The sequence below is a fragment of the Rhizobium sp. BT04 genome, from assembly GCF_030053135.1.
In the GTDB taxonomy this organism is placed as follows: Bacteria; Pseudomonadota; Alphaproteobacteria; order Rhizobiales; family Rhizobiaceae; genus Rhizobium; species Rhizobium binxianense.
Genome location: NZ_CP125652.1, coordinates 2,258,552 through 2,278,664, shown reverse-complemented (window position 1 = coordinate 2,278,664; position 20,113 = coordinate 2,258,552). Strand labels below are relative to the sequence as shown.

Sequence of the window (20,113 nt, the reverse complement as noted above, 5' to 3'; positions counted from 1 at the left end):
GGATGGTTCCCCTGTTTTTCAGCGAGCTTACAGAGGTGCCGATCTGATGTCACAGCGATTTTCCGGAATGGGTGAACGGCGCCGTGAAAAGGCGCTTTAGCTGCCGGTCCTTTCGACCCGTTCACGCTGCGTCATTGCGGCGGTGAGGAGTTGCTGGAAGCGGGGATCGTCGCGGATATTGTCGAGATCGGAATCGTTATTGAACCATTTGATATGGTAGACGGAGCTGTTCGGCAGCAGCTTCTGCAAGAGATCGATCGCCTCATCGACATCGCCGAGGACGGAATAGACACAGGCGAGATTATACTGCGCGACGATGTCGTCGGGATCGATGGCGATCGCACGGGCGGCCCAATGGCGTGCTCTCGTCACATCGCCCATATGGGCAAGCGCCAGCGCGCCGCGATGGGCGGGGCCGGAATTTTCCGGATTGAGGTTCAGCGCGCGTTCGGCGCGCAGCAGGCCGAGGCGCGCCCAGTTTTCCGTATCCAGCAGACGGCCGAGCGAGCGATAGGCAGACATCAGATGGATCGGCGAGACGTAATCGTCGGGGCGGATCTCGGCGGCGCGGGTGAAATATTGAACCGATTCGGCAAAGTTGCCGTGCATGAAGAAGAACCGGGCATAATGGAAATTCGCCTCGAAGAGGTTCGGGTCGAGCGCCAAGGCACGTTCGAAGGCCGCCGCCGCCCTGTCGTCAAAGCCGCTCTGATGCAGGGCGAGACCATGAGAGGCGTGGGCCTCGGGAAGGTCGGGATCAAGCGCGAGCGCGCGGGCGCTCATGTCGAGGATGCGCCGCAGCGGCACGTCGTCAGGGGCCCAATCGCGGATCGCCGCGTCGCAATCTGCAATACCGGCATAGGCGCGGGCATAATCCGGATCGAGCTCCACCGCCTTGCAGAACATGCGCCTGGCGAGCTGCAGATAGGATTTTGTCCAGGTGTGGGAGAGCTGGCGGCCCCGGAGATAATAGGTATAGGCCTCGACATTGGCGGTCGGCTCAGTGGCGATCGCCTTCTTTTCTTCCGGCAGCAGACGCACCTTCAACTGGCCGACGATCGCATGGGTGATCTCGTCCTGGATGGCGAAGATGTCCGTGAGGTCGCGGTCGTAGCGCTCGGCCCAGAGATGGTCGCCGTTGGCGGTGTCGATCAGCTGGCCGGAAATGCGCACGCGATTGCCGAAGATGCGCACACTTCCCTCGAGCACGTAGCGCACACCAAGTTCCTGGGCGAGCCGTTTCACCTTCACCGATATGCCCTTATAGGTGAAGATGGTGTTGCGCGGCACAACGTGCAGGCTGGAGATCTTGGAGAGATCGGTGATGATGTCTTCGGTAATGCCGTCGGAGAAATAATCCTGGTCGGCATCGCCGCTCATATTGGTGAAGGGCAGCACCGCGATGAAGCAGGTATTGCGGTTCTGTGCGACCAACCTGGCTGAGGAGGGCGGCGCCAGGGTGACGGTATAGACCTGTACCGGCTGCCGGATGTTCTTCAACGTATGTTCGCCGATGAATTCGAAGCCGAGATTGAGGCGCGAGCCGACCTGATCGCGCACCGAGGCGGACACGGCGATGCCGCCGGGCGCTGCGATACGCTCGAGTCTGGCGGCGAGATTGACACCATCGCCGAATATGTCGCCATTCTCGACCACGACGTCGCCGAGATTGATGCCGATGCGGAATTCGACGCGCTCGTCCTTGGGCACGCTCTCGTTGCGGGCCGCCATGCTGCGCTGGATTTCGGCGGCGCAGGCGACCGCGTTCACCACACTCTGGAATTCGGCAAGTATGCCGTCGCCGGTGAGTTTGACGATCCGGCCCTTGTAATCCGAGATACGAATGTCGACCAGCTCGCAGCGATGGCGGTTCAGAGCCTGCAGCGTGCCTGACTCATCGATGCCCATCAGTCGGCTGTAGCCGACGACATCCGCAGCAAGAATAGCGCTCAGTCGTCGTTCCATGACCCCTCCCAGGATCTTCCCAGTTTAGTCCAGCTTTTTATAGAGTTTTTGTCGCGTAGAGTCGCCCCCTGAATAGAAATTCTGGAGGATTCGACGTTTTGACACGGCAGCGCGACCATATATCGTCGCCGATCTTCATCAATACTCTGAATGGGTGAAGGATGGCCTTCAGCGCTAATCCTTTGTGATGAAAGGACGATTCTAATCGGAGAAAGAGAAGGGATATTTCTTCGGGAGATGCTTCAAGATCGGCATTAGAGAAGTAGCTGTCGATCGGTTGGGGCGTGAACCGGACCCAATGCATCGCTTGGAAGACGATCGTGAGGGATATGCAGCACCGTATGGAGGTGATTCGCGGTTGCTGTCAGGCCGGCGCCGGTTATTGTGGCGACGTTCATGCGCCATGGAGATTTTGGATGACCGGTTCGGCCCGCAATTTTCTGGAGTTTCACGATATTTCGGAGGCCGGGCTTCGATCGATTGTCGCGCGTGCCGGCGAGCTTGCCAAAGCCTGGGCTGAGCGCGCCATGCCGCAGAGCCTTGCGGGCAAACGCGTCGCGCTGATTGCCGACGATGGTGGCTGGCGCAATACGAGCGCCTTCGATCTCGGCATCCAGGCGATGGGCGGTATCTGCGCGCATGTGCCGATCGGCTTCAATGTCAGGGAGGAGACCGGTGATCTTGCGGGTTATCTCGGCAACTGGTTCGACATGCTGGTGATCCGCACGAAAGAGCTTGCGACATTGAAGGCAGTGGCGGCAGCCTCGCCGGTGCCTGTCATCAATGCGCGCACACGCTCCAACCACCCTTGCGAGACGCTCGGCGACCTTGCCTATATCAACAGCCGGCGGGGCTCGATCGACAGGTTGAAGGTCGTTGGCGTGGCGGCGGACGCAAATATCCTGCGCTCCTGGGTCGAAGCGTCGATCGCATTGCCGATCGAGGTGGTGCAAGTCTTTCCCGAACGCTGGCATATCAGTGATGCCGCGCTGCGCAACAGGCGTTTTCGCGTGAGCACCGATATGGGCGAGTTACTGGATGCCGACATCGTCATCACCGATTCATGGCCGGGCGATGCCGCCTCGGAGGCGCTTGCCAGCTACCGGATCGGCGCCGATGTGCTCGATCGTTTGTCGGAGGATGCGATCTTCCTGCCATGCCCGCCGGTCAGGCGCGGCGAGGAGGTGACGGCCGAAGCGATGGAGCATCCGTGCTGCCAAAGCCGCGCCGCCAAGGCCTTTCTGCTCCATGCGCAAAATGCGCTGATGGAGTGGGTCATTGCCTAGAGCCTTTCCGGGTTAGATTGCAGCATTCTGTTGGCTCAAACGGAGTCGGATGGTCGACCGGCCGGCGCGTGTCGTAGCCCAGCTCTACGGCCAAGCCGGCCGGTCGAGCAGGCGGCCCGTTTCAGCCAACCCGAAGGGCCGGGCATCTTTCCGCCAGGATCAAAGGCGATCGGCTCGGACGTACCTGGGGGTATGCCCTTCGCCAATCGCCTCTGCCCTGACGAAAACCTGCTCCGGCAGAATGCCGCAATCTAACCCGGAAAGGCTCTAGATCCGGTTGCTCCTCCCGGCATGCTCAGGCATTGTTGCGACATGAGGAGAGTTTTCATCTTGCTGCTGGCGTTCTGGCCGGGCTTTGCGCTCGCCGATCAGACCTTTTATCCGGCAAAGTCGGGCAATGCCGATGCGGCGGTGCTGACGGTTTATTCCTCGCTTGACGAACCGTTGGCGCAGCCGATGATCCGGGGTTTCCAGGAGGCCAATCCCGACGTTGCGGTCAAATACGAAGACATGCTGACTGGCGATATCTACGACCGGATCGTCAAGGAGACGGATGCCGGCAACAAGACGGCGGATTTCGCCTTTTCCTCGGCGATGGATCTGCAGGTGAAGCTGTCCAACGATGGGTATGCGCAGGTCAGCAATCTGCCGATGAGTGCGGCATGGCCGAAATGGGCGAACTGGCGCAACACCGCCTATGCGCTGACCTTCGAGCCGGCGGTGTTCGTCTATCACAAGCCGAGCTTTGCGCATGAGCCGGTGCCGCGTTCGCGGGCGGAATTCGTCGACTATCTGAAACGCAAGGGCAATGCGGTTTATGGCCGGATCAGCACCTACGATATCGAGCGCTCCGGGGTCGGCTTTCTGTTCATGGCGCGTGACCAGGAGCAATTCGGCGACATCTGGTCGGTGATCGGGGCGATGGGGGCTGCCGGCGTCAAGCTCTATTCGACGAGTTCGGCGATCCTCGAGCGTGTTGCCGACGGGCGCTTCGTGCTCGGCTACAATATTCTCGGCTCCTATGCGGCCGACTGGGCCTCACGCTATCCGGATGTCGGCATCGTGCTGCCGAAGGATTATACGGTGGTGATGTCGCGGATCGGCCTGGTGCCGCAGGCGGCCGCCGAGCCGGAACTCGGGCGGCGTTATCTCGCCTTCTTCATGTCGAGGGAAGGGCAGACGATCATGGCGCGCGAGCTGCAGATCCCGGCCGTCAGTCCCGAGGTGGCGGGGGAAAATACCGCCAATACGCTGCAGGAACTGCTCGGCGCCCAACTTCGGCCGGTGCCGGTCAGCCCCGGGCTGATGGTCTATCTCGACCAGGTTAAACGGGCACGGCTGATTGCGCACTGGAACGAGGTCCTGCGGGCGCAGTGAAGATGTCAGCTTGCAACCGTTTACTTTAAACCGGAAATTGGACCGCCACCCGCCAATTACGGCAAAAAAGTGTCCTGTGCTTCTGGATATCTCGCCGATGTCAGCTAAATGACAGCTTGTTGTGGTCGCTTTGGCTACTTCTTCTCCGTGGAGGCGGAGAGCTGAAGCTTTGGGAGGTATTCCGCTCGTCATTCAGGACATTTGTGTCCGCTGATCAGCCATTCCTCCCGATTCCCTGGAGAATAACAGGCGGTTTGCTCAGCCGCCCACGGAGGACACATCGTGAAGCATACATTCATCGCAACCCTTCTTGCCGCGACCATCGCGCTGCCGGCCTATGCGGCCGACTACACCATCATCGCGCCTGCCGCTCCGGGCGGCGGCTGGGACCAGACGGCCCGTTCGCTGCAGACCGCATTGCAGCAGGAGAAAATCTCCGGCAACGTGCAGGTCCAGAACGTTCCGGGCGCCGGCGGCACCATCGGCCTTGCACAGTTCAGCAGCCAGGCTGCCGGCAATCCGAACTCGCTGATCGTCGGCGGCTATGTCATGGTCGGCGCAATTCTCACCAACAAATCGCCGGTGACGCTCAAGGACGTTACGCCGATCGCCCGCCTGACCGGCGAATATGAAGCCGTCGTCGTTCCCGCTTCTTCCGAGATCAAGACCATGGCCGATCTGGTCGCGGCGCTGAAGAAGGATCCGGGTTCGGTTTCCTGGGGCGGCGGTTCGGCCGGCGGTACCGACCACATCACGGTCGGCCTGATCGCCAAGGCCTCCGGCGTCGATCCGACGAAGATCAACTATGTCGCCTTCTCCGGCGGCGGTGAGGCGCTCGCCGCCATTCTCGGCGGCCAGGTCACAGCAGGCGTCTCGAGCTACAGCGAGTTCGAATCGCAGGTGAAATCCGGCACGCTCCGTCTTCTCGCCGTATCGAGCGACAAGCGTATCGACGGCGTCGATGCCCCGACGCTGAAGGAAGCCGGCACCGACGTCACCATCCAGAACTGGCGCATGGTTGCCGCTGCGCCCGGCCTGTCGGCCGAGCAGGTGGCAAGCGTCACCGCCGATTTCGAGAAGCTGCATAGCTCCGCCACCTGGCAGGAAACCTTGAAGACCAAGGGCTGGGCCGACACCTATCTGTCCGGCGACGCCTTCAAGGCGCAGCTCGAGAAGGATGTCTCCGCCACTGAAGGCATTCTCAAAGATATCGGACTTGTTCAATGAGCGAGGATAACACCTCCTCGGCAACCGAGCGCCGCCCTGATTGGGCGGCGTTCATCATTGCCGTTTTCCTCTTCGTCGTCGCCGGCGTGATGGCCTGGGATGCCCTGCATCTGAAAACCATTGCGCAGTACGACCGCATCGGTCCGGCGACCGTGCCGCAAGTGGTGGCGTTCGGCCTCTTCTGTCTCGGGATCTGGACCGCCTTCGAAGCCTGGCGCGGCGATTTTCCGGAACGTGACCGCCAGGAAGTCGCACCCGTCATCTGGATCGTCGCCGGTCTTGCCGGCCAGATGCTGCTTTTGCGCGTCGCCGGCTTCTCGATCGCGACCGGCATCCTCTTCGCGCTGACGGCACGCGGCTTCGGCAAACGCAAGCTCTGGATCTCGCTGCCGCTTGGCATCGTCTTCAGCTTCGCCGTCTGGGCAATCTTCTCGCAGCTGCTGCAACTGACGCTGCCCGCCGGCCCGCTCGAACATCTGTTCTTCTGACCGCGCGGACGCGCTGTCAGCTCTTTTGATTTTGCGCGGCGCCTGACCCCGAAATCGGATGGTCGGGAACGCCGCTTGGGACACCAAGATGAGCACATTCGAATTCCTATGGCAGGGTATCCTGGTTGCGATGCAGCCGATGAACCTGGTTTATGCGCTGGTCGGCGTGACGCTCGGCACCGCCGTCGGCGTGCTTCCCGGCATCGGCCCGGCACTCACCGTGGCGCTGCTGTTGCCGGTCACCTACAAGCTCGATCCCGGCGGTTCGCTGATCATGTTCGCCGGCATCTATTACGGCGGCATGTATGGCGGTTCGACGACCTCGATCCTGCTCAACACGCCGGGTGAAAGCGCCTCGATCGTCACCGCGCTCGAGGGCAACAAGATGGCGCGCGCCGGGCGTGGCGGACCGGCGCTGGCGACAGCGGCGATCGGCTCCTTCGTCGCCGGCTTGATCGCCACGCTCGGGCTTGCCTTCATCGCGCCCTATATCGTCAAGCTGGCGCTGGTCTTCGGGCCGCGCGAATATTTCGCGCTGATGGTGCTTGCCTTCGTCACCGTCTCCTCGGCCTTCGGCGATTCGGCATTGAGAGGGCTGACCTCGCTGTTTATCGGTTTTGCGCTCGCCATGGTCGGCATCGACCAGCAGACCGGGCAGGCGCGGCTGTCCTTCGGCATTCCCGACCTGCTCGACGGTGTCGAGGTGACGACGCTTGCCGTGGCGATGTTTGCGATCGGCGAGACGCTTTATATCGCCGCGCAGGGCAACCGGATCGCCGAGAAGGTCGAGGCGGTCAAGGGTTCGCTCTGGATGACCGCTGAGGACTGGGCGCGCTCGTGGAAGCCCTGGCTGCGCGGCACGCTGATCGGTTTCCCGATCGGCGCGATGCCGGCGGGCGGCGCCGAAATCGGCACCTTCCTCTCCTATGCGACCGAAAAGCGGCTGGCGAAGAATCCGGAGGAATTCGGCCATGGCGCGATCGAAGGCGTGGCCGGTCCCGAGGCAGCGAACAACGCGTCGGCCGCCGGCACGCTGGTGCCGCTTCTGACACTTGGCCTGCCGACGACGGCGACGGCGGCGATCATGCTGGCCGGCTTCCAGCAATACGGCTTGCAGCCGGGGCCGCTGCTGTTTGCCACCAATCCGCAGCTCGTCTGGGGACTGATCGCCAGCCTGCTCATCGCCAATGCGATGCTGTTGGTGCTGAACCTGCCGATGATCGGGCTCTGGGTGCGGTTGCTGACCATTCCCAAGCCATGGCTCTATGCGGGCATCCTGCTGTTTGCGACGCTTGGAACGATCGGTGCCAATCCATCGGTGTTCGAGCTCGGCATGTTGCTCACCTTTGGCTTGCTCGGCTATGTGATGCGGCTCTTCGGCTATCCGATCGCTCCCACCGTCGTCGGCCTGATCCTCGGGCCGCTTGCCGAGCAGCAGCTGCGCCGGGCGCTGGCGATCAGCCAGGGCGATGTGACGATGCTTGTCATGTCGCCGATCGCGGCGGGTCTGCTCATCGTTGCGGCGGCGGCCTTCCTCATCCCGCTGATCCTGCGGCTGCGCGGCCGCGGCCAGGTGCTGTCGCAGCTGGCGGCAAACGAAGACTAAAAAGACGACCTTACCCCTGCCTCGCGGCCGGCCATGGAGACATGCGCCGGCCTCTTCTTTTTGCATGGCTGCGGTGATTTTACGTGCATTGTTGCGGCGCGCTCGGGTGCCCACCTATGAATGGTCAATCATAGAGTGAGAGAAGAAGACAATGTCCGCTACCCGCAGTTCAATCCATACCGGTTTCCTTGGCCGCGCATTTGCTGCGCTCGGCGCCGCAAATGCCGTCAGCGCCGCCGTCGAAGCCGGCCGCCGTCCGCGTGCCCGCGACCTTAAGGAACTCGGCATCGATCCGGTCTCCTTCGGTCAGGTCATCCGCTAGACCTTCCAGCCATGCATGAATGAATTAGCCCGCAACCGGATGGTCGCGGGCTTTATTTTTCTGAAAGGGTGCCGTAGTGCCGAGCACCGCGGCCCGTAAAATCAGGCGTGAAGCTCTTCCTGTCCGGCGGCTTGATCTTCCACCCGCTCACGCTTGTTGTGGCGGATGGACGACCAGAGCGACAAGCCGATCAGCGCCGCCCCGCCGAGGCCGGTGATCACCTCGGGGATGTGCACCAGGGTCTGCGCATACATGATCACCGAGAGGATCAGGATGGCGTAGAAGGCGCCATGCTCGAGATAGCGGTATTCGGCAAGCGTTCCCTTTTCCACCAGCATGATCGTCATCGAGCGCACATACATGGCGCCGATGCCGAGGCCGATGGCGATGACGAAGAGGTTCTGTGTCAGCGCAAAGGCGCCGATGACGCCGTCGAAGGAGAAGCTGGCATCCAGCACCTCGAGATAGATGAAGGCGCCGAGACCGCCCTTGGCGGCAGCGCTCATCGTCTTTTGCGAGGCATCGAGCAGTCCGCCGACCACTTCGACCGCGAGGAAGGTGAGCAGGCCGTAGATGGCGCAATGGACGAAGACGGTGGCTTCCTCACCGCCGATCAGCCAGGAGAAAACCAGCATCAGCGCCAGCACGAAGGCGATCTCGATGCCCTTGATGGTGGCCGAACGCGCCATCACCCTTTCCAGGCCCGGAAGCCAGTGGATTTCCTTCTTGTGGTCGAAGAAGTAGTTGAGGCCGACCATCATCAGGAAGGTGCCGCCGAAGGCTGCGATCGGCAGATGCGCATCGTTCATGATGCGGGCATATTCGGCCGGCTCGCGGGCGGCAAGCACCAGAGCATCCCAGGGGCCGATCTGTGCCGCGATGGCGACGATCGCCAGCGGGAAGACGATGCGCATGCCGAAGACGGCGATGATGATGCCCCAGGTGAGGAAGCGCTTCTGCCAGACCGGCGTCATCTCCTTCAGCTTGTTGGCATTGACGATGGCATTGTCGAAGGACAGCGAAATCTCCAGCACCGCAAGCACGGTGCAGATGAAGAAGACGGTCGCCATGCCGCCGATCGTGCCTGTGGTCTGCCAACCGAGCACGGCGCCAACAACGAGGCCGAGGGCAGTGACGATGAAGGCCCAGCGGAAATAGCTGAGCGAGGATGGGGTCGCGGGCTGGTTCATGGCCGCACCTCGCGGCCGCAAATCGTGTTGACGAGGGTGGTTATATCGGAAAGACGCGGCACGCCACCACGGGCATGCGGGTCAGGCATGGTGAGCTTGTTCATCGATGAAAAATCCGCCGGCTAAGCTGCAGGCGGTACCGACATCACGAGAGCGCCGTTAAAAACTCTCGCCAGAGGGGCCCGGCACCAAAGTTCCCCGTCAGCCGATGTCTGGAAGGCTGCGGGATAGGCCCTAGGTAATGAACTTCCCCAGCCAGTCAAGGCCGGCCGCCCTTCGAGATCAGGTGATTTTTTTGGGAACCATCCCGGTGCCTGCCCGTTAGGCTCTGGTTGAGCTTAAAAAAGGAGGCCGATGATGCACACTTCGACCCATATTCCCGACAAACGCACGGAGGCGTCCGACCGCATGAAGCGGGCAAAGCCGAACCGCATGCAGAAGGCGCAGGTGCTGCCGCCGCATCATGTCGACCTGACGCTGACGCCCGGCGTCTATCACGACATTCACGTGCCGGCCCACGTTAGCGGTGCAGATCTTTCCAAGGGTGGTCCCGACATCAAAGGCAATACAGAGACCAAGAAATGACCAGCATTCGGGAAGCCTCTTTGACGCGCCGACGCTAAATTTGAAGGGTGAGAAACATATGACGATCAACTTTGTGCCCCGCGAGATTTTCATCCGGCACGAAAATGAATGGCAGGCGGTCCGCGAGGCGGCGGACGAGCGCATCAATATCGGCAAACGCCAGAAACCGCTTGCCGCGTCCATGGACGGCACGGCAGCGGCTGGAAGAAACGATCCTTCGGTCGCACGCTCCGAGTGAGCAACAGAGATTAACGCCGATAGGGGCGCCCGGCACGATGCCGGGCGCCGTTTTATTGGCCTTTGTCCCGATCGACACGCTGTCCGGAATTGTAGCCGAACCGTTGTTCGAGCTTACCGAAGGCGAAGAGCACGCAGATGGCCGCCAGCGTCGTGAAGAAGGCGATCGGCCAATAACCGAAGCCCATGGCGAGGCCGATCGCGCCGGAAAGCCACATGCCGGCCCCCGTCGTCAGCCCGTGCACCCGGCCTCTTGCAAAGACGATCATGCCGGCAGCAAGGAAGGCGACGCCGGCGGTTACGGCTTCGATGACGCGCAGGGGATCGATGCGCACCTGCTCGTCATCGGAAAAACCCGGCATGTGCACGGCCTCGATCGAAATGATGGCGAAGAGGGCCGCGGCAAGACTGATCAGGATATGGGTCCGGAAGCCTGCCGGGCGGTCGCGGGCCTCACGCTCGAAGCCGATCAGCCCGCCGAAGACGATAGCGCCGAGCAGGCGGGCGAAGATGACCGGATAGTGGATACGCGACGCCGGTACCAGGTCGGTGATGATCAGATCCATGGATTTTCCCCCTGGAACATACGGAATTTTTCGCTGGCTAACGTATGGGCGCGGAATTTGTTCAGCTTTTTTCACTCAAGCGGGTCGGTCGTTGCGCTCCAGCGTTGCGCGACTTTTTCGACGCAGCCCCGGCGATTGCATGTCATCGAACCAAAGATCGGCGATCAAGCATCATCCTGCTGCGGCGCCAACCTTTCAGAAAGGATTGGGCGGCGATAATTGCGGCCTCACGGGAATCGGACAGATGGCCAAGACAGCGACACGCGGCCGCCGCAAGGCGCCGGCGAGAGGAAAGAGCAAAGCCCGCAGCAGCGGTGGTGGATTATTGCCCTGGGCGGTGATCGGCATTGCCGCAATCGGCGGCATCGTTGCCCACGACAACTGGAAGAAGATCCAGCCGATGCTTGCAAGGCAATCGGTGCCGGTCATGGAGGAAACGGCGGAGCCGAAACCTCCGGTCAGGAAGGATGTGCCGCCGAAGCAGGTGGCGCTGGCCACACCCACGCCGAAAGCCGCGCCGCCGGTGCCACAGTCGCAGATATTGCCACCGGCGACGATCCCGACACCGGCCATCCAGCCGGTCAAGGCGGTCGTTCCGGCCTCTTCAGGCGTTGCGGAAACGGGGACGGCGGCCTTCGGCTATTGCGGACAGGGTGCGCATATCAATTGCGTCGGCGACGGCGGCGTCTTCTGGTACAAAGGCGAGAAGATCGTCATCGCCGATATGGCAAGCCCTGTCGTCGACCAGGCGCGCTGTGACGGCGAGCGCCGGGTCGCCTTTGCCGCCAAGTCGCGTCTGCTCGGGCTTCTGAACGCCGGCCCCTTCACCATGAATGCGGCGGGTAAGACCGATCCCTCGGGCGCACCGCGCGTCGTCTCGCGTGACGGGCGCTCTTTCGGCGCGCAGCTGATCAATGAGGGGCTGGCACGCAAACCGGGGGCTGCCGGCGGCGCCTGGTGCGCCTGAGGGACGGTGGCTATTTGCCCTTTTTCACCAGCTTGCCGCCGGTGCGGAAGCTGCCGGTAAAGGAGGAATCCTTGCTTTCGGCCGTGCATTCGATCGCGATCGGCTTGCCGGAATAGGGATTGCCGAAGGTGCAGAAGCCGGCGACCTTGACCTCCCCGGTCATCTTGTTGCCGACACCCGTGGTGACGAGGCTGAGCGGCAGGCGGGCATTGCCGTTGGAAGCGGGCTTGATGCCGCTGCCATCGCCCTGGAAGCCGAGCGCCTTGCCATCCGAGGTGAAGATGAAGGTGACCAGGCCGTTGGCCAGCGTGACGCTGGCAAGCTCGTTCTTGCAGCCCTTGGTGGCGTCGAACTTGGCGACAACAAGCTTGGCGCATTTGCCGGAAAGCGTAATGACGCCCGGCGCGCCGGGGAATGTCTCGGCAGGAGCAGCCGGCGCTGCCGAGGCCGGCAAGGCGAGGGCGGTGGAAAAAATTGCGGCGGCAACAAGCGCGGATAATTTCATTTCGATCTCAAACCCCATGTCGTGACGCCACGTCCTGGCGCCATATTCTGGCGAAGCGAATCAGTGCCTCAGCCTCGGTTCGCCATGGCATGGTTCTGTGTCCGAATTTGGCTCTGTTATCGACGGCATCACGATTTCGTCGACGGCCGGATCGGCGATCGGTGGCGAATGAGCGGAAGGTTTTTTGAACTGACTGGATACAAGGCCCGGATGGCTTGGGATGCCGACATCGACAACGAACCGATGTGACATGACGGCGGCAGGCGCTCATCGAGCGCCTGCCGTCTTGAACGTAGTTCCGGGTTCGACGCACTTCTGGTCAAGGGGAATGGGCCCAGGCAGGGAAGTCCAGGCCCATTCTTTCCCGATCGGAGGTCAAGTCAGATCAGGAGTTTGTGGCCGCCGGCCCACGGCGCCGCGCGTCTTTTCAGATGCGCAAAGGGCGCTGTGGTATTTGATTGCCGGCAGCCTCTTATTAGAACGAGCGCTGCAGGCGGAAGTAGCCCGAGGTTACGTCTGTCGCATTGTCCGGATCGAGGTACTGAACCGAAACCTTTGCGGAGAAGTTGTCAACGATCTGGTAGTCGATCGTCACGCCGGCCTTCCAGGCGTTGACGTCATCGTTGAACTCGCCGGCAGTGATGCCGAAGTTGTCGTAGTACTGAACAGCCGGGGTGATCTTCAGCTTGTCGGTCGCCTTGATGGCGTATTCAGCAGCAATCGCCCATTCAGCCTTGTTGTAGTAGGCGTTCGGGTTGCTGGCGTAGACAACTGCGAGGCCGAGCGTGCCCGGACCAACAGCAACCGTACCCATAGCACGGACGGCGCCTTCTTCGTTGTCGGTGTCGTAACCGGCAGTGATCTGGTAGCTGAATGCACCAGCCTTGCCGCCGAGGCCGACGGCAACGCCGACGTTGTTGGCGGTTTCGCCATTGAAGAACGGGCTGTCTTCCAGCTCGTCAACGCTGATGCCGGCGTAGAAGGCGTCGGTTTCGTACTGATAACGCAGCGAGTTATGCAGCGTGACCGGAGAACCGATATCGTCGGTTTCGCCGGAGAGGCCGTCGTCCCACCAGCTGTAGAACAGACCAGCGCGGAAGCCGGCGATGTCGATGTAAGCCGAGTCGAGCTGGGCCTTTTGAGCCGTAGCGTTGTCAGCATTGAACTGCATGACGATGACGCCGGTCAGCGGACCGTACTCGGTGTCGCTCTTGGCGGTGAACTGAACCTGGCCGCGCGTACGTGCGTCCCAATCCGAGTCGTTGGCGACAGAACCGCCGCCGGCAGCGCCGATCGAGCTGGCGTTCGGAGCAACGTCAACCTGGAAACGGATGTAACCGTTGATCTTGAGGCAGGTTTCGGTGCCCGGGATGTAGAAGTAGCCGGTGCCGTAGGCGTCGCAGACGCGGACGTATTCAACCGGTTCCGGCTCGGCAGCAACGATAGCGTCAGCAGCCTGGGCGCCGGATACTGCTGCGAGAGCAGCAGCGGAGCCGAGAAGAAGGCTCTTGATGTTCATGGAATAACCTCCAGTTCAGATGCAAGAGGATGAAGACCGTTGCCATCGGCAGTCCCTACGATCTTCAACCCGTGTGACCGAAGCGGCACCTTTTTGGCTCGGTGCCTGCCTCGCCGCGGAACTTACACAGGGGATGTTGCGCCGCAATAATGATCTCGACCATGACAGCAGGCTGGCGCAGCTATGTTGCTGAAATAACACGCGTTTTGTCATAAACCCGTCATCTGTTCGTCACAAAACCGCGCTTCCGAATGGGTGTGCAACGAGGGGCTGAGCGCTTAGCAGGAGGGATGCAATTGACGCTCGAATGAGTGCGTCCTCATATGCAAACACGCCGTAGCTGCCATCTGCACGAGTCGGAGAGGGCGAGGCAACCAGGTTGCCCGGACATGCTGACCGATCGGAGCAACGCAACGGATCTGACCGATGGCGACACGCTCAAACGGGAACAGCAATCGCCTCGCTAGGTGTTTGATCCCGGATTTTTGAAATCGTCCCAGAGGATCGCTACGCCAACCGCGAATATCGCGGCGCGTGCCCATCTCGGCAAACGAAAACCCCAAGTCGGGGATTTATCAACGATGCCAGGGGGATCGGATGGTGGGCGTGACAGGGATTGAACCTGTGACCCCTACGATGTCAACGTAGTGCTCTCCCGCTGAGCTACACGCCCATCCGATGGCGGCGCATAGATCACAAAACCTTTGGAGCCGTCAATAGGCTTTTTTCAGTTTTGTGACATGCCGCCCGGCAAGCCTTACGCGGCAAGCATTTTGTTGACCTCGTCGACGAGATCACGCAGGTGGAAAGGCTTGGAAAGGACCTTGGCATCCTTTGGCGCCTTCGAATCAGGGTTCAGCGCCACGGCGGCGAAACCGGTGATGAACATCACCTTCAGGTCGGGGTCGAGCTCGGTGGCGCGGCGCGCCAGCTCGATGCCGTCCATCTCGGGCATGACGATATCGGTCAGCAGCAGGGAAAACGGTTCCTCGCGCAGCCGGTCATAGGCGCTGGCGCCATTGTCATAGGAAAGGACCTTGTAACCGGCCTTTTCGAGCGCTTTCACCAGGAAGCGGCGCATGTCGTTGTCGTCTTCGGCGAGAAGTATCTTCTGAGTCATCAATCCAGACCGCTGATCAATAAGTTTTTGGTGGGCTGCCCGCCGTTTACACTAGTCTTTACCCGGTAAACAACCGGTGAATTGCCTGTACGCGACCGCCATCCCTTCCACATAGTATGGACTTGAGGCCGGGCAACTGGCAACATGTGCAAAGCAGCCAGTTCATGACATGGTAAAGAGGGCCGAAAGTGCCGGAAATACGCGAATACGAGCTTTTTGAGGTTCATGAGCCCGTGTCGCAGACCATTCCCTTCGTCTACAACTCCCCTCATAGCGGCCGCATTTATCCACCGGAATTTATCGCCCAGTCCAGGCTCGAGGGCATCGCCATCCGCCGTTCGGAGGATCATTACGTCGACGAGCTCTTCGGTTCGGCGGTCGCACTCGGCGCACCGCTCTTGGCGGCCAACTTTCCGCGCGCCTATCTCGACGTCAATCGCGAGCCCTACGAGCTCGATCCGCGCATGTTCGACGGGTTGTTGCCGCCCTATGCCAATGTCAATTCGCTGAGGGTGGCAGGCGGGCTCGGCACCATTCCGCGCATCGTTGCCGAGAACATGGAGATCTATGCGCGGCGCCTGCCGGTGCAGGAGGGACTCGATCGGGTCGAAGCGGTCTACAAGCCCTATCATGCGACGCTGCGCCGGCTGATCGCGCGAACGCATGTGCAGTTCGGCTTCGGCGTGCTGATCGACTGCCATTCGATGCCCGGCAATGTGCGCGTCGCCGGCAGCACCGCGCGGCCCGATTTCATCATCGGCGATCGCTACGGCACCAGCGCGTCGGCCGAACTGTCTCGGGCGGCCATCGCCATCCTCGAGGAAATGGGCTTCGCGGCGATCCGCAACAAGCCCTATGCCGGCGGCTTCATCACCGAACATTACGGTCGGCCTTCGCGCGGCCTGCATGCGCTGCAGATCGAGGTGAACCGGGCGATCTATGTCGACGAAGTGACGCTGGACAAACGCGCGGATTTTGCCGCGGTGGCCGATGCCGTCACCGCCTTCATGCAGCAGATGGCGGATTACGTCGAGAAATTCTCCGGCGATCGAGCGCTGGCAGCCGAATAAATCTCTTTTTCGATTTCGCTGACGCCTGGCCGTCGTCTTCCCGGCCAAAAAAAGACCGCCGTGAGGCGGCCTAAGTCTAGGGAGGAAACACCCAAGGAGGGTATTTACAGTCAGAAGACTGTAAGAAGGACGCTACTATTGCATTGCACAAATGTCAAGCAATATATTGCGCTGCGACATCTTTGGGCAGCGTCGCTGGAATTGCCTGCTGCGTTTGCATTCCCGCTGCTTTTCGCTATGAAAAGCACCATTCCCGCCAGCTAAACGGATTGATCATGCTTCCTGACCGCTCGTTCTTCAATCGTCTGGCGGAGGCCGCCAGGGCCGAGACGCTGCCGCGCTTCCGCTCCGGCCTCGATGTCACCAACAAGCTTTCCTCCGGTTTCGACCCGGTGACGGAGGGTGACCGGGCCGCCGAACTCGCCATCCGGGCGCTGATCGAGGAGAGTTTCCCCGGCCATGGCATTCTCGGCGAGGAACACGGCAATGTCGGGCTCGACCGCGACTATGTCTGGGTGATCGATCCGATCGACGGTACGCGCGCCTTCATCTCCGGCGTGCCGGTGTGGGGAACGTTGATCGGCCTGCAGAAAGAGGGCAGGGCGATCATGGGCATGATCGAGCAGCCCTTTACCGGCGAGCGCTATTTCGCCGACCAGAACGGCTCGATCTATACCGGGCCGGAGGGGGAACGGCGGCTTAAGACACGGCAATGCGACGCGCTTTCGAACGCCATCCTGTTCACCACTTCACCACATCTCTTCGTCGGCGAGGAGATGGAGAAATACCGTGAGATCGAGAGCCAAGTGCGGCTCTTCCGCTACGGCTGCGACTGCTACGCCTATGCGCTGCTTGCCGCCGGCCATATCGATCTCGTCATCGAAAACAGCTTGAAGCCCTATGATGTCGGCGGGATCATTCCCGTCATCGAGGGGGCGGGTGGCATCATCACCACCTGGGACGGAGGGCGGCCGGAAAACGGCGGCTCGATTATCGCCGCCGGCAGCCGGGCGGTCTACGAGCAGGCGATCGCCGTCCTGCAACGCTAATCCCTCGGCCACCAGCGATCCCTCGGTCAGCAATCTGCTCCGATATCACGTGCCGAGGGCGGCGACGTCCTGGTTCTCCTCGGCATCGCTGCCGGGAATGAAGGCGTGGAAGGCGGCAAGGGCGGCGGCGCGGTAGGTATCCCGTTCCTGGAAGATCTCATGGCGGGCGCCGTTGATCGGCACCAGCTGGCCTGCGCGGAAATAACGCGAGAGCCGTTCCTGCGCCGTGTAGGGCACGACACCGTCTCGCGTCGGGGCGATGACGATGGTCGGGATGGTGATCGAGAAGAGATGGTAGGGCGAGGTGACCCGGTCCATCGTCCGAAAAGCCTCGATCAGCCAGCGGGCTGTCGGCGGCCCAAGCGTCAGTTCCGGATGGGCCTTCATCATCGCGACATTGCGCTCGAAGCGGTGTTCGTCCGAGGTCAGCGGGTTGTCGAGGAAATCCGGCTCCTTCAGTTTCGACGTCAGCGGCAGGAAGCCGAGGCCGAGGGCCGTCAGCGTGCCTGCCAGAGCGCGGATGACGCGGGGCGAAGCCGCCTGGCCGGTCAGGCCGATGAAGGGCGCCGACAGCACCATGCGATCAATACGGGTGGTGAGATAGGGAGCGGCGGACAACGCGATCAGCCCGCCTGTGGAATGGGCGAGCAGGTAGAATGGCAGGCGGGTATCCGGCAGCACCACCTTTTCGAGGAAGGTGTCGAGGTCGCGTTCGTAATCGGCAAAGCGGCGGATGTGGCCGTGGTTGCGGCGCTTCAGGAGCCGCGGCGAACCGCCCTGGCCGCGCATGTCGAAGGTGGCGACCCAGAGGCCTCTGGCCGTCAGGTCGCGGATCGTTTCGAAGTATTTCTCGATATATTCGTTGCGGCCATGCAGGATGACGACCGTGCCTCTGGCAACCTGAGCACTCGAGCGGAAGACGGCGTAACGCAACTGGTGGCCGTCATGGGTTTCAAAGAACCCCGCCGAGCGGTTTTCCGGGGCGGGATTGTCGGGCGTCGAATAGAGAACCTGATCCATGACTTTGCCAATGCGCCGCTGTTGACTGCTTCGCCTTCAGGGATAGCGCACGGCATCCGGATTGGAAAGCGGTGGGGAAAAGGGCCGGCAGGAGCATGAGGGTGCTCGCGGCCGGCCGAAGTTGAGACTGAAGAAGAAGGGACGATGCACTTCAGCCATCGGGACCAGATTCACCCGACGCTGCAATCTCTAGCGGATGCGCCTGAACGCGCTCCGAACCGGTCGTTCATGCGGGGTTCACGGGCCGATCAAGGCGATTCCGGAAAGGTCTTGAACTCGTCAAATCCCATCACCATCTCCTTTTTGCGGGCGCCGAAAAGGGCCCGCGCAACCGTCCCGAGGCCGCCAAAAATGGGGTTTCAGGGGCATTCCATCGCAACACGTCGCTTCCACAGGAGGACATCATGCGTCACGTAGACTTCTCTCCCCTTTATCGTTCCACCGTCGGTTTCGACCGGCTCTTCACCATGCTCGACAGCCTTGCCCAGCCGGAGCAGGCGCCGACCTATCCGCCCTATAATATCGAGCGCACGGGTGAAAACACCTATCGCATCACCATGGCGGTTGCCGGTTTCGACGAGACCGAACTTTCGATCGAAGCCCATGCCCATGTGCTGTCCGTGAAGGGTGAAAAGAACGAAGAGCCTGCCGAAGGCGGCGAATTCCTCTACCGCGGCATTGCCAAGCGTGCCTTCGAGCGCCGCTTCCAGCTTGCCGACCATGTCGAGGTAACTGCCGCTTCGCTGAAGAACGGCCTGCTGCATATCGACCTTCTGCGCAATATTCCCGAGGCCATGAAGCCCCGCAAGATCGCGATTGCGGCAGAACCGGTCGAGGCTCCGAAGGCCATCGAGGCGCAGATCATCAACGGCTGATTGATCCCTTATGGGTAAATGGACGGCGCTCCGATCGGGGCGCCGTTTTTTTGCGGCTCAGGCCGGGCTGGCGGCTTCCTCTATCTCTTTTTCTGTTGCGCGGCGGGCCGCGGCGGCGGCGTATTTCTGGGCGATGACGGCGCAAACCATCAGCTGGATCTGGTGGAAGAGCATCAGCGGCAGAACGATCGCACCGATCGACTGGCCGGCGAAGATGACGTTTGCCATCGGCACGCCGCTTGCCAGGCTCTTCTTCGAGCCGCAGAAGGTGATGGTGATCTCATCGGCCTTGTCGAAGCCCAGCCAGCGGCTGCCGAACATCGTCGAAACAAGCACGATGCCCAGAAGGACCATATCGGCGACGATGACGACGGCGATATCGGCGATCGAGAAGGTATGCCACAGGCCCTCGACCACAGCCGTCGAAAAGGCCAGATAGACGACCATCAGGATCGAGCCGCGGTCGACCGGCATCAGGATCTTCTTCTTGGCGCGGATCCAGTCGCCGATCCAGGGCTGCAGGATCTGGCCGATGATGAAGGGGGCCAGCAGCTGCAGCAGGATTTGCTCCAGCGCGTCGAAGGAGAAGCCGCCATGGCCGCCGACGGAAAACAGCAGGCCGACGAGCAGCGGCGTCAGGAACATGCCGAAGATGTTGGACGCCGAGGCCGAGCAGATGGCGGCAGGCACGTTGCCGCCCGCCATCGAGGTGAAGGCGATCGACGACTGCACCGTCGACGGCAGCACGCAGAGGAAGAGGATGCCGAGATAAAGCGGCTGCGGCAGGATCGTGTCGGGGATCATTCCGAGCCCCAGGCCAAGCAAGGGGAAGATGCCGAAGGTCGTCAGCAGGATGGCGAGATGCAGGCGCCAGTGCAACAGGCCGGCGACGACGACGTCGCGCGAGAGCCGGGCGCCATGCAGAAAGAACAACAGCGCGATGGCAAGATCGGTGGCGATGCCGAAATACCCCGCGAAGGTGCCGCGCGCCGGCAGCAGCGAGGCGAGAATGACGGTGCAGACGAGCAGGATCGTGAAGGTGTCAGGCAGAAATTTACGCATGGCAGTCTCGCGGCGTGATAAAACAGTCGTTGTTTTGTCGTGCATTATGATCCAGGATGCAAGGAATAACAGTTATT

The 20,113-nt window shown here is 61.4% G+C and carries 20 protein-coding genes and 1 tRNA gene; 12 read left to right on the top strand and 9 right to left on the bottom strand.

The genetic code is table 11. The annotated features are described in order from the left end of the window. Positions 1-96: 96 nt before the first annotated feature. Positions 97-1,965 (bottom strand): adenylate/guanylate cyclase domain-containing protein, encoded by a 1,869-nt coding sequence (locus QMO82_RS19685; RefSeq protein ID WP_183609502.1) that lies wholly within the window; start codon positions 1,963-1,965, stop codon positions 97-99. Positions 1,966-2,381: 416 nt separating this feature from the next. Here QMO82_RS19685 and QMO82_RS19680 point away from each other — a divergent pair, with 416 nt between their 5' ends. From QMO82_RS19680 to QMO82_RS19655, 6 genes are all read left to right on the top strand, one after another. Then, on the top strand, positions 2,382-3,251 hold the full coding sequence (locus tag QMO82_RS19680) for an ornithine carbamoyltransferase (protein WP_183609503.1): 870 nt from the start codon (positions 2,382-2,384) through the stop codon (positions 3,249-3,251). A gap of 330 nt (positions 3,252-3,581) precedes the next feature. Further along, entirely contained in the window at positions 3,582-4,628 is a 1,047-nt protein-coding gene (locus tag QMO82_RS19675; RefSeq protein ID WP_183609504.1) for an ABC transporter substrate-binding protein, read from the top strand. A gap of 282 nt (positions 4,629-4,910) precedes the next feature. After that, positions 4,911-5,855: a tripartite tricarboxylate transporter substrate binding protein gene (locus QMO82_RS19670; RefSeq protein ID WP_183609505.1), complete on the top strand. Its 945-nt coding sequence runs from the start codon at positions 4,911-4,913 to the stop codon at positions 5,853-5,855. After that, on the top strand, positions 5,852-6,343 hold the full coding sequence (locus tag QMO82_RS19665) for a tripartite tricarboxylate transporter TctB family protein (RefSeq protein WP_183609506.1): 492 nt from the start codon (positions 5,852-5,854) through the stop codon (positions 6,341-6,343). Before QMO82_RS19670 ends, QMO82_RS19665 begins: the two co-directional genes overlap by 4 nt. A gap of 88 nt (positions 6,344-6,431) precedes the next feature. Then, positions 6,432-7,949, top strand: coding sequence for a tripartite tricarboxylate transporter permease (locus tag QMO82_RS19660; RefSeq protein WP_183609507.1), 1,518 nt, complete (start codon positions 6,432-6,434; stop codon positions 7,947-7,949). Positions 7,950-8,100: 151 nt separating this feature from the next. Continuing rightward, complete coding sequence (locus tag QMO82_RS19655) at positions 8,101-8,271, top strand: hypothetical protein (protein ID WP_183609508.1); 171 nt, start codon at positions 8,101-8,103, stop codon at positions 8,269-8,271. A 101-nt stretch (positions 8,272-8,372) separates the two neighbouring features. On the opposite strand, the gene QMO82_RS19650 is transcribed toward QMO82_RS19655, so the two are convergent. Further along, complete coding sequence (locus QMO82_RS19650; RefSeq protein ID WP_183609509.1) at positions 8,373-9,461, bottom strand: DUF475 domain-containing protein; 1,089 nt, start codon at positions 9,459-9,461, stop codon at positions 8,373-8,375. A 354-nt stretch (positions 9,462-9,815) separates the two neighbouring features. Between QMO82_RS19650 and QMO82_RS19645 the strand changes: the two genes are divergently transcribed. Beyond that, on the top strand, positions 9,816-10,046 hold the full coding sequence (locus QMO82_RS19645) for a hypothetical protein (RefSeq protein WP_097618241.1): 231 nt from the start codon (positions 9,816-9,818) through the stop codon (positions 10,044-10,046). Between the two features lie 58 nt (positions 10,047-10,104). Further along, positions 10,105-10,284, top strand: a complete 180-nt coding sequence (locus tag QMO82_RS19640; protein ID WP_183609510.1) for a hypothetical protein — start codon at positions 10,105-10,107, stop codon at positions 10,282-10,284. Between the two features lie 52 nt (positions 10,285-10,336). On the opposite strand, the gene QMO82_RS19635 is transcribed toward QMO82_RS19640, so the two are convergent. Further along, positions 10,337-10,849 (bottom strand): MgtC/SapB family protein, encoded by a 513-nt coding sequence (locus QMO82_RS19635; protein WP_183609511.1) that lies wholly within the window; start codon positions 10,847-10,849, stop codon positions 10,337-10,339. Between the two features lie 244 nt (positions 10,850-11,093). On the opposite strand from QMO82_RS19635, the gene QMO82_RS19630 reads away from it, so the two are divergent. Beyond that, entirely contained in the window at positions 11,094-11,816 is a 723-nt protein-coding gene (locus QMO82_RS19630; RefSeq protein WP_183609512.1) for a hypothetical protein, read from the top strand. Between the two features lie 10 nt (positions 11,817-11,826). Here QMO82_RS19630 and QMO82_RS19625 read toward each other — a convergent pair whose 3' ends face one another. From QMO82_RS19625 to cpdR1, 4 genes are all read right to left on the bottom strand, one after another. Continuing rightward, the gene (locus QMO82_RS19625) at positions 11,827-12,321 is read right to left on the bottom strand and encodes a hypothetical protein (RefSeq protein WP_246718383.1); all 495 of its coding nucleotides are present in this window, start codon (positions 12,319-12,321) and stop codon (positions 11,827-11,829) included. 475 nt (positions 12,322-12,796) lie between these two features. Continuing rightward, the gene (locus tag QMO82_RS19620) at positions 12,797-13,840 is read right to left on the bottom strand and encodes a porin (RefSeq protein WP_183609514.1); all 1,044 of its coding nucleotides are present in this window, start codon (positions 13,838-13,840) and stop codon (positions 12,797-12,799) included. Positions 13,841-14,438: 598 nt separating this feature from the next. Beyond that, positions 14,439-14,513: transfer RNA gene (locus tag QMO82_RS19615), tRNA-Val, on the bottom strand. Positions 14,514-14,597: 84 nt separating this feature from the next. Further along, the gene (gene cpdR1, locus QMO82_RS19610) at positions 14,598-14,960 is read right to left on the bottom strand and encodes a response regulator CpdR1 (RefSeq protein WP_003542883.1); all 363 of its coding nucleotides are present in this window, start codon (positions 14,958-14,960) and stop codon (positions 14,598-14,600) included. A gap of 188 nt (positions 14,961-15,148) precedes the next feature. Here cpdR1 and QMO82_RS19605 point away from each other — a divergent pair, with 188 nt between their 5' ends. Both QMO82_RS19605 and hisN read left to right on the top strand, forming a co-directional pair. Further along, the gene (locus QMO82_RS19605; RefSeq protein WP_183609515.1) at positions 15,149-16,030 is read left to right on the top strand and encodes an N-formylglutamate amidohydrolase; all 882 of its coding nucleotides are present in this window, start codon (positions 15,149-15,151) and stop codon (positions 16,028-16,030) included. A 275-nt stretch (positions 16,031-16,305) separates the two neighbouring features. Then, positions 16,306-17,079, top strand: coding sequence for a histidinol-phosphatase (hisN, locus tag QMO82_RS19600; RefSeq protein ID WP_183609516.1), 774 nt, complete (start codon positions 16,306-16,308; stop codon positions 17,077-17,079). A 45-nt stretch (positions 17,080-17,124) separates the two neighbouring features. On the opposite strand, the gene QMO82_RS19595 is transcribed toward hisN, so the two are convergent. Continuing rightward, the gene (locus tag QMO82_RS19595; protein ID WP_183609517.1) at positions 17,125-18,099 is read right to left on the bottom strand and encodes an alpha/beta fold hydrolase; all 975 of its coding nucleotides are present in this window, start codon (positions 18,097-18,099) and stop codon (positions 17,125-17,127) included. Between the two features lie 404 nt (positions 18,100-18,503). Here QMO82_RS19595 and QMO82_RS19590 point away from each other — a divergent pair, with 404 nt between their 5' ends. Then, on the top strand, positions 18,504-18,974 hold the full coding sequence (locus QMO82_RS19590; protein WP_183609518.1) for an Hsp20 family protein: 471 nt from the start codon (positions 18,504-18,506) through the stop codon (positions 18,972-18,974). A gap of 57 nt (positions 18,975-19,031) precedes the next feature. Here the strand turns inward: QMO82_RS19590 and QMO82_RS19585 are convergent, their stop codons facing one another. Then, the gene (locus QMO82_RS19585; protein ID WP_183609519.1) at positions 19,032-20,081 is read right to left on the bottom strand and encodes a bile acid:sodium symporter family protein; all 1,050 of its coding nucleotides are present in this window, start codon (positions 20,079-20,081) and stop codon (positions 19,032-19,034) included. Positions 20,082-20,113 lie beyond the last annotated feature (32 nt).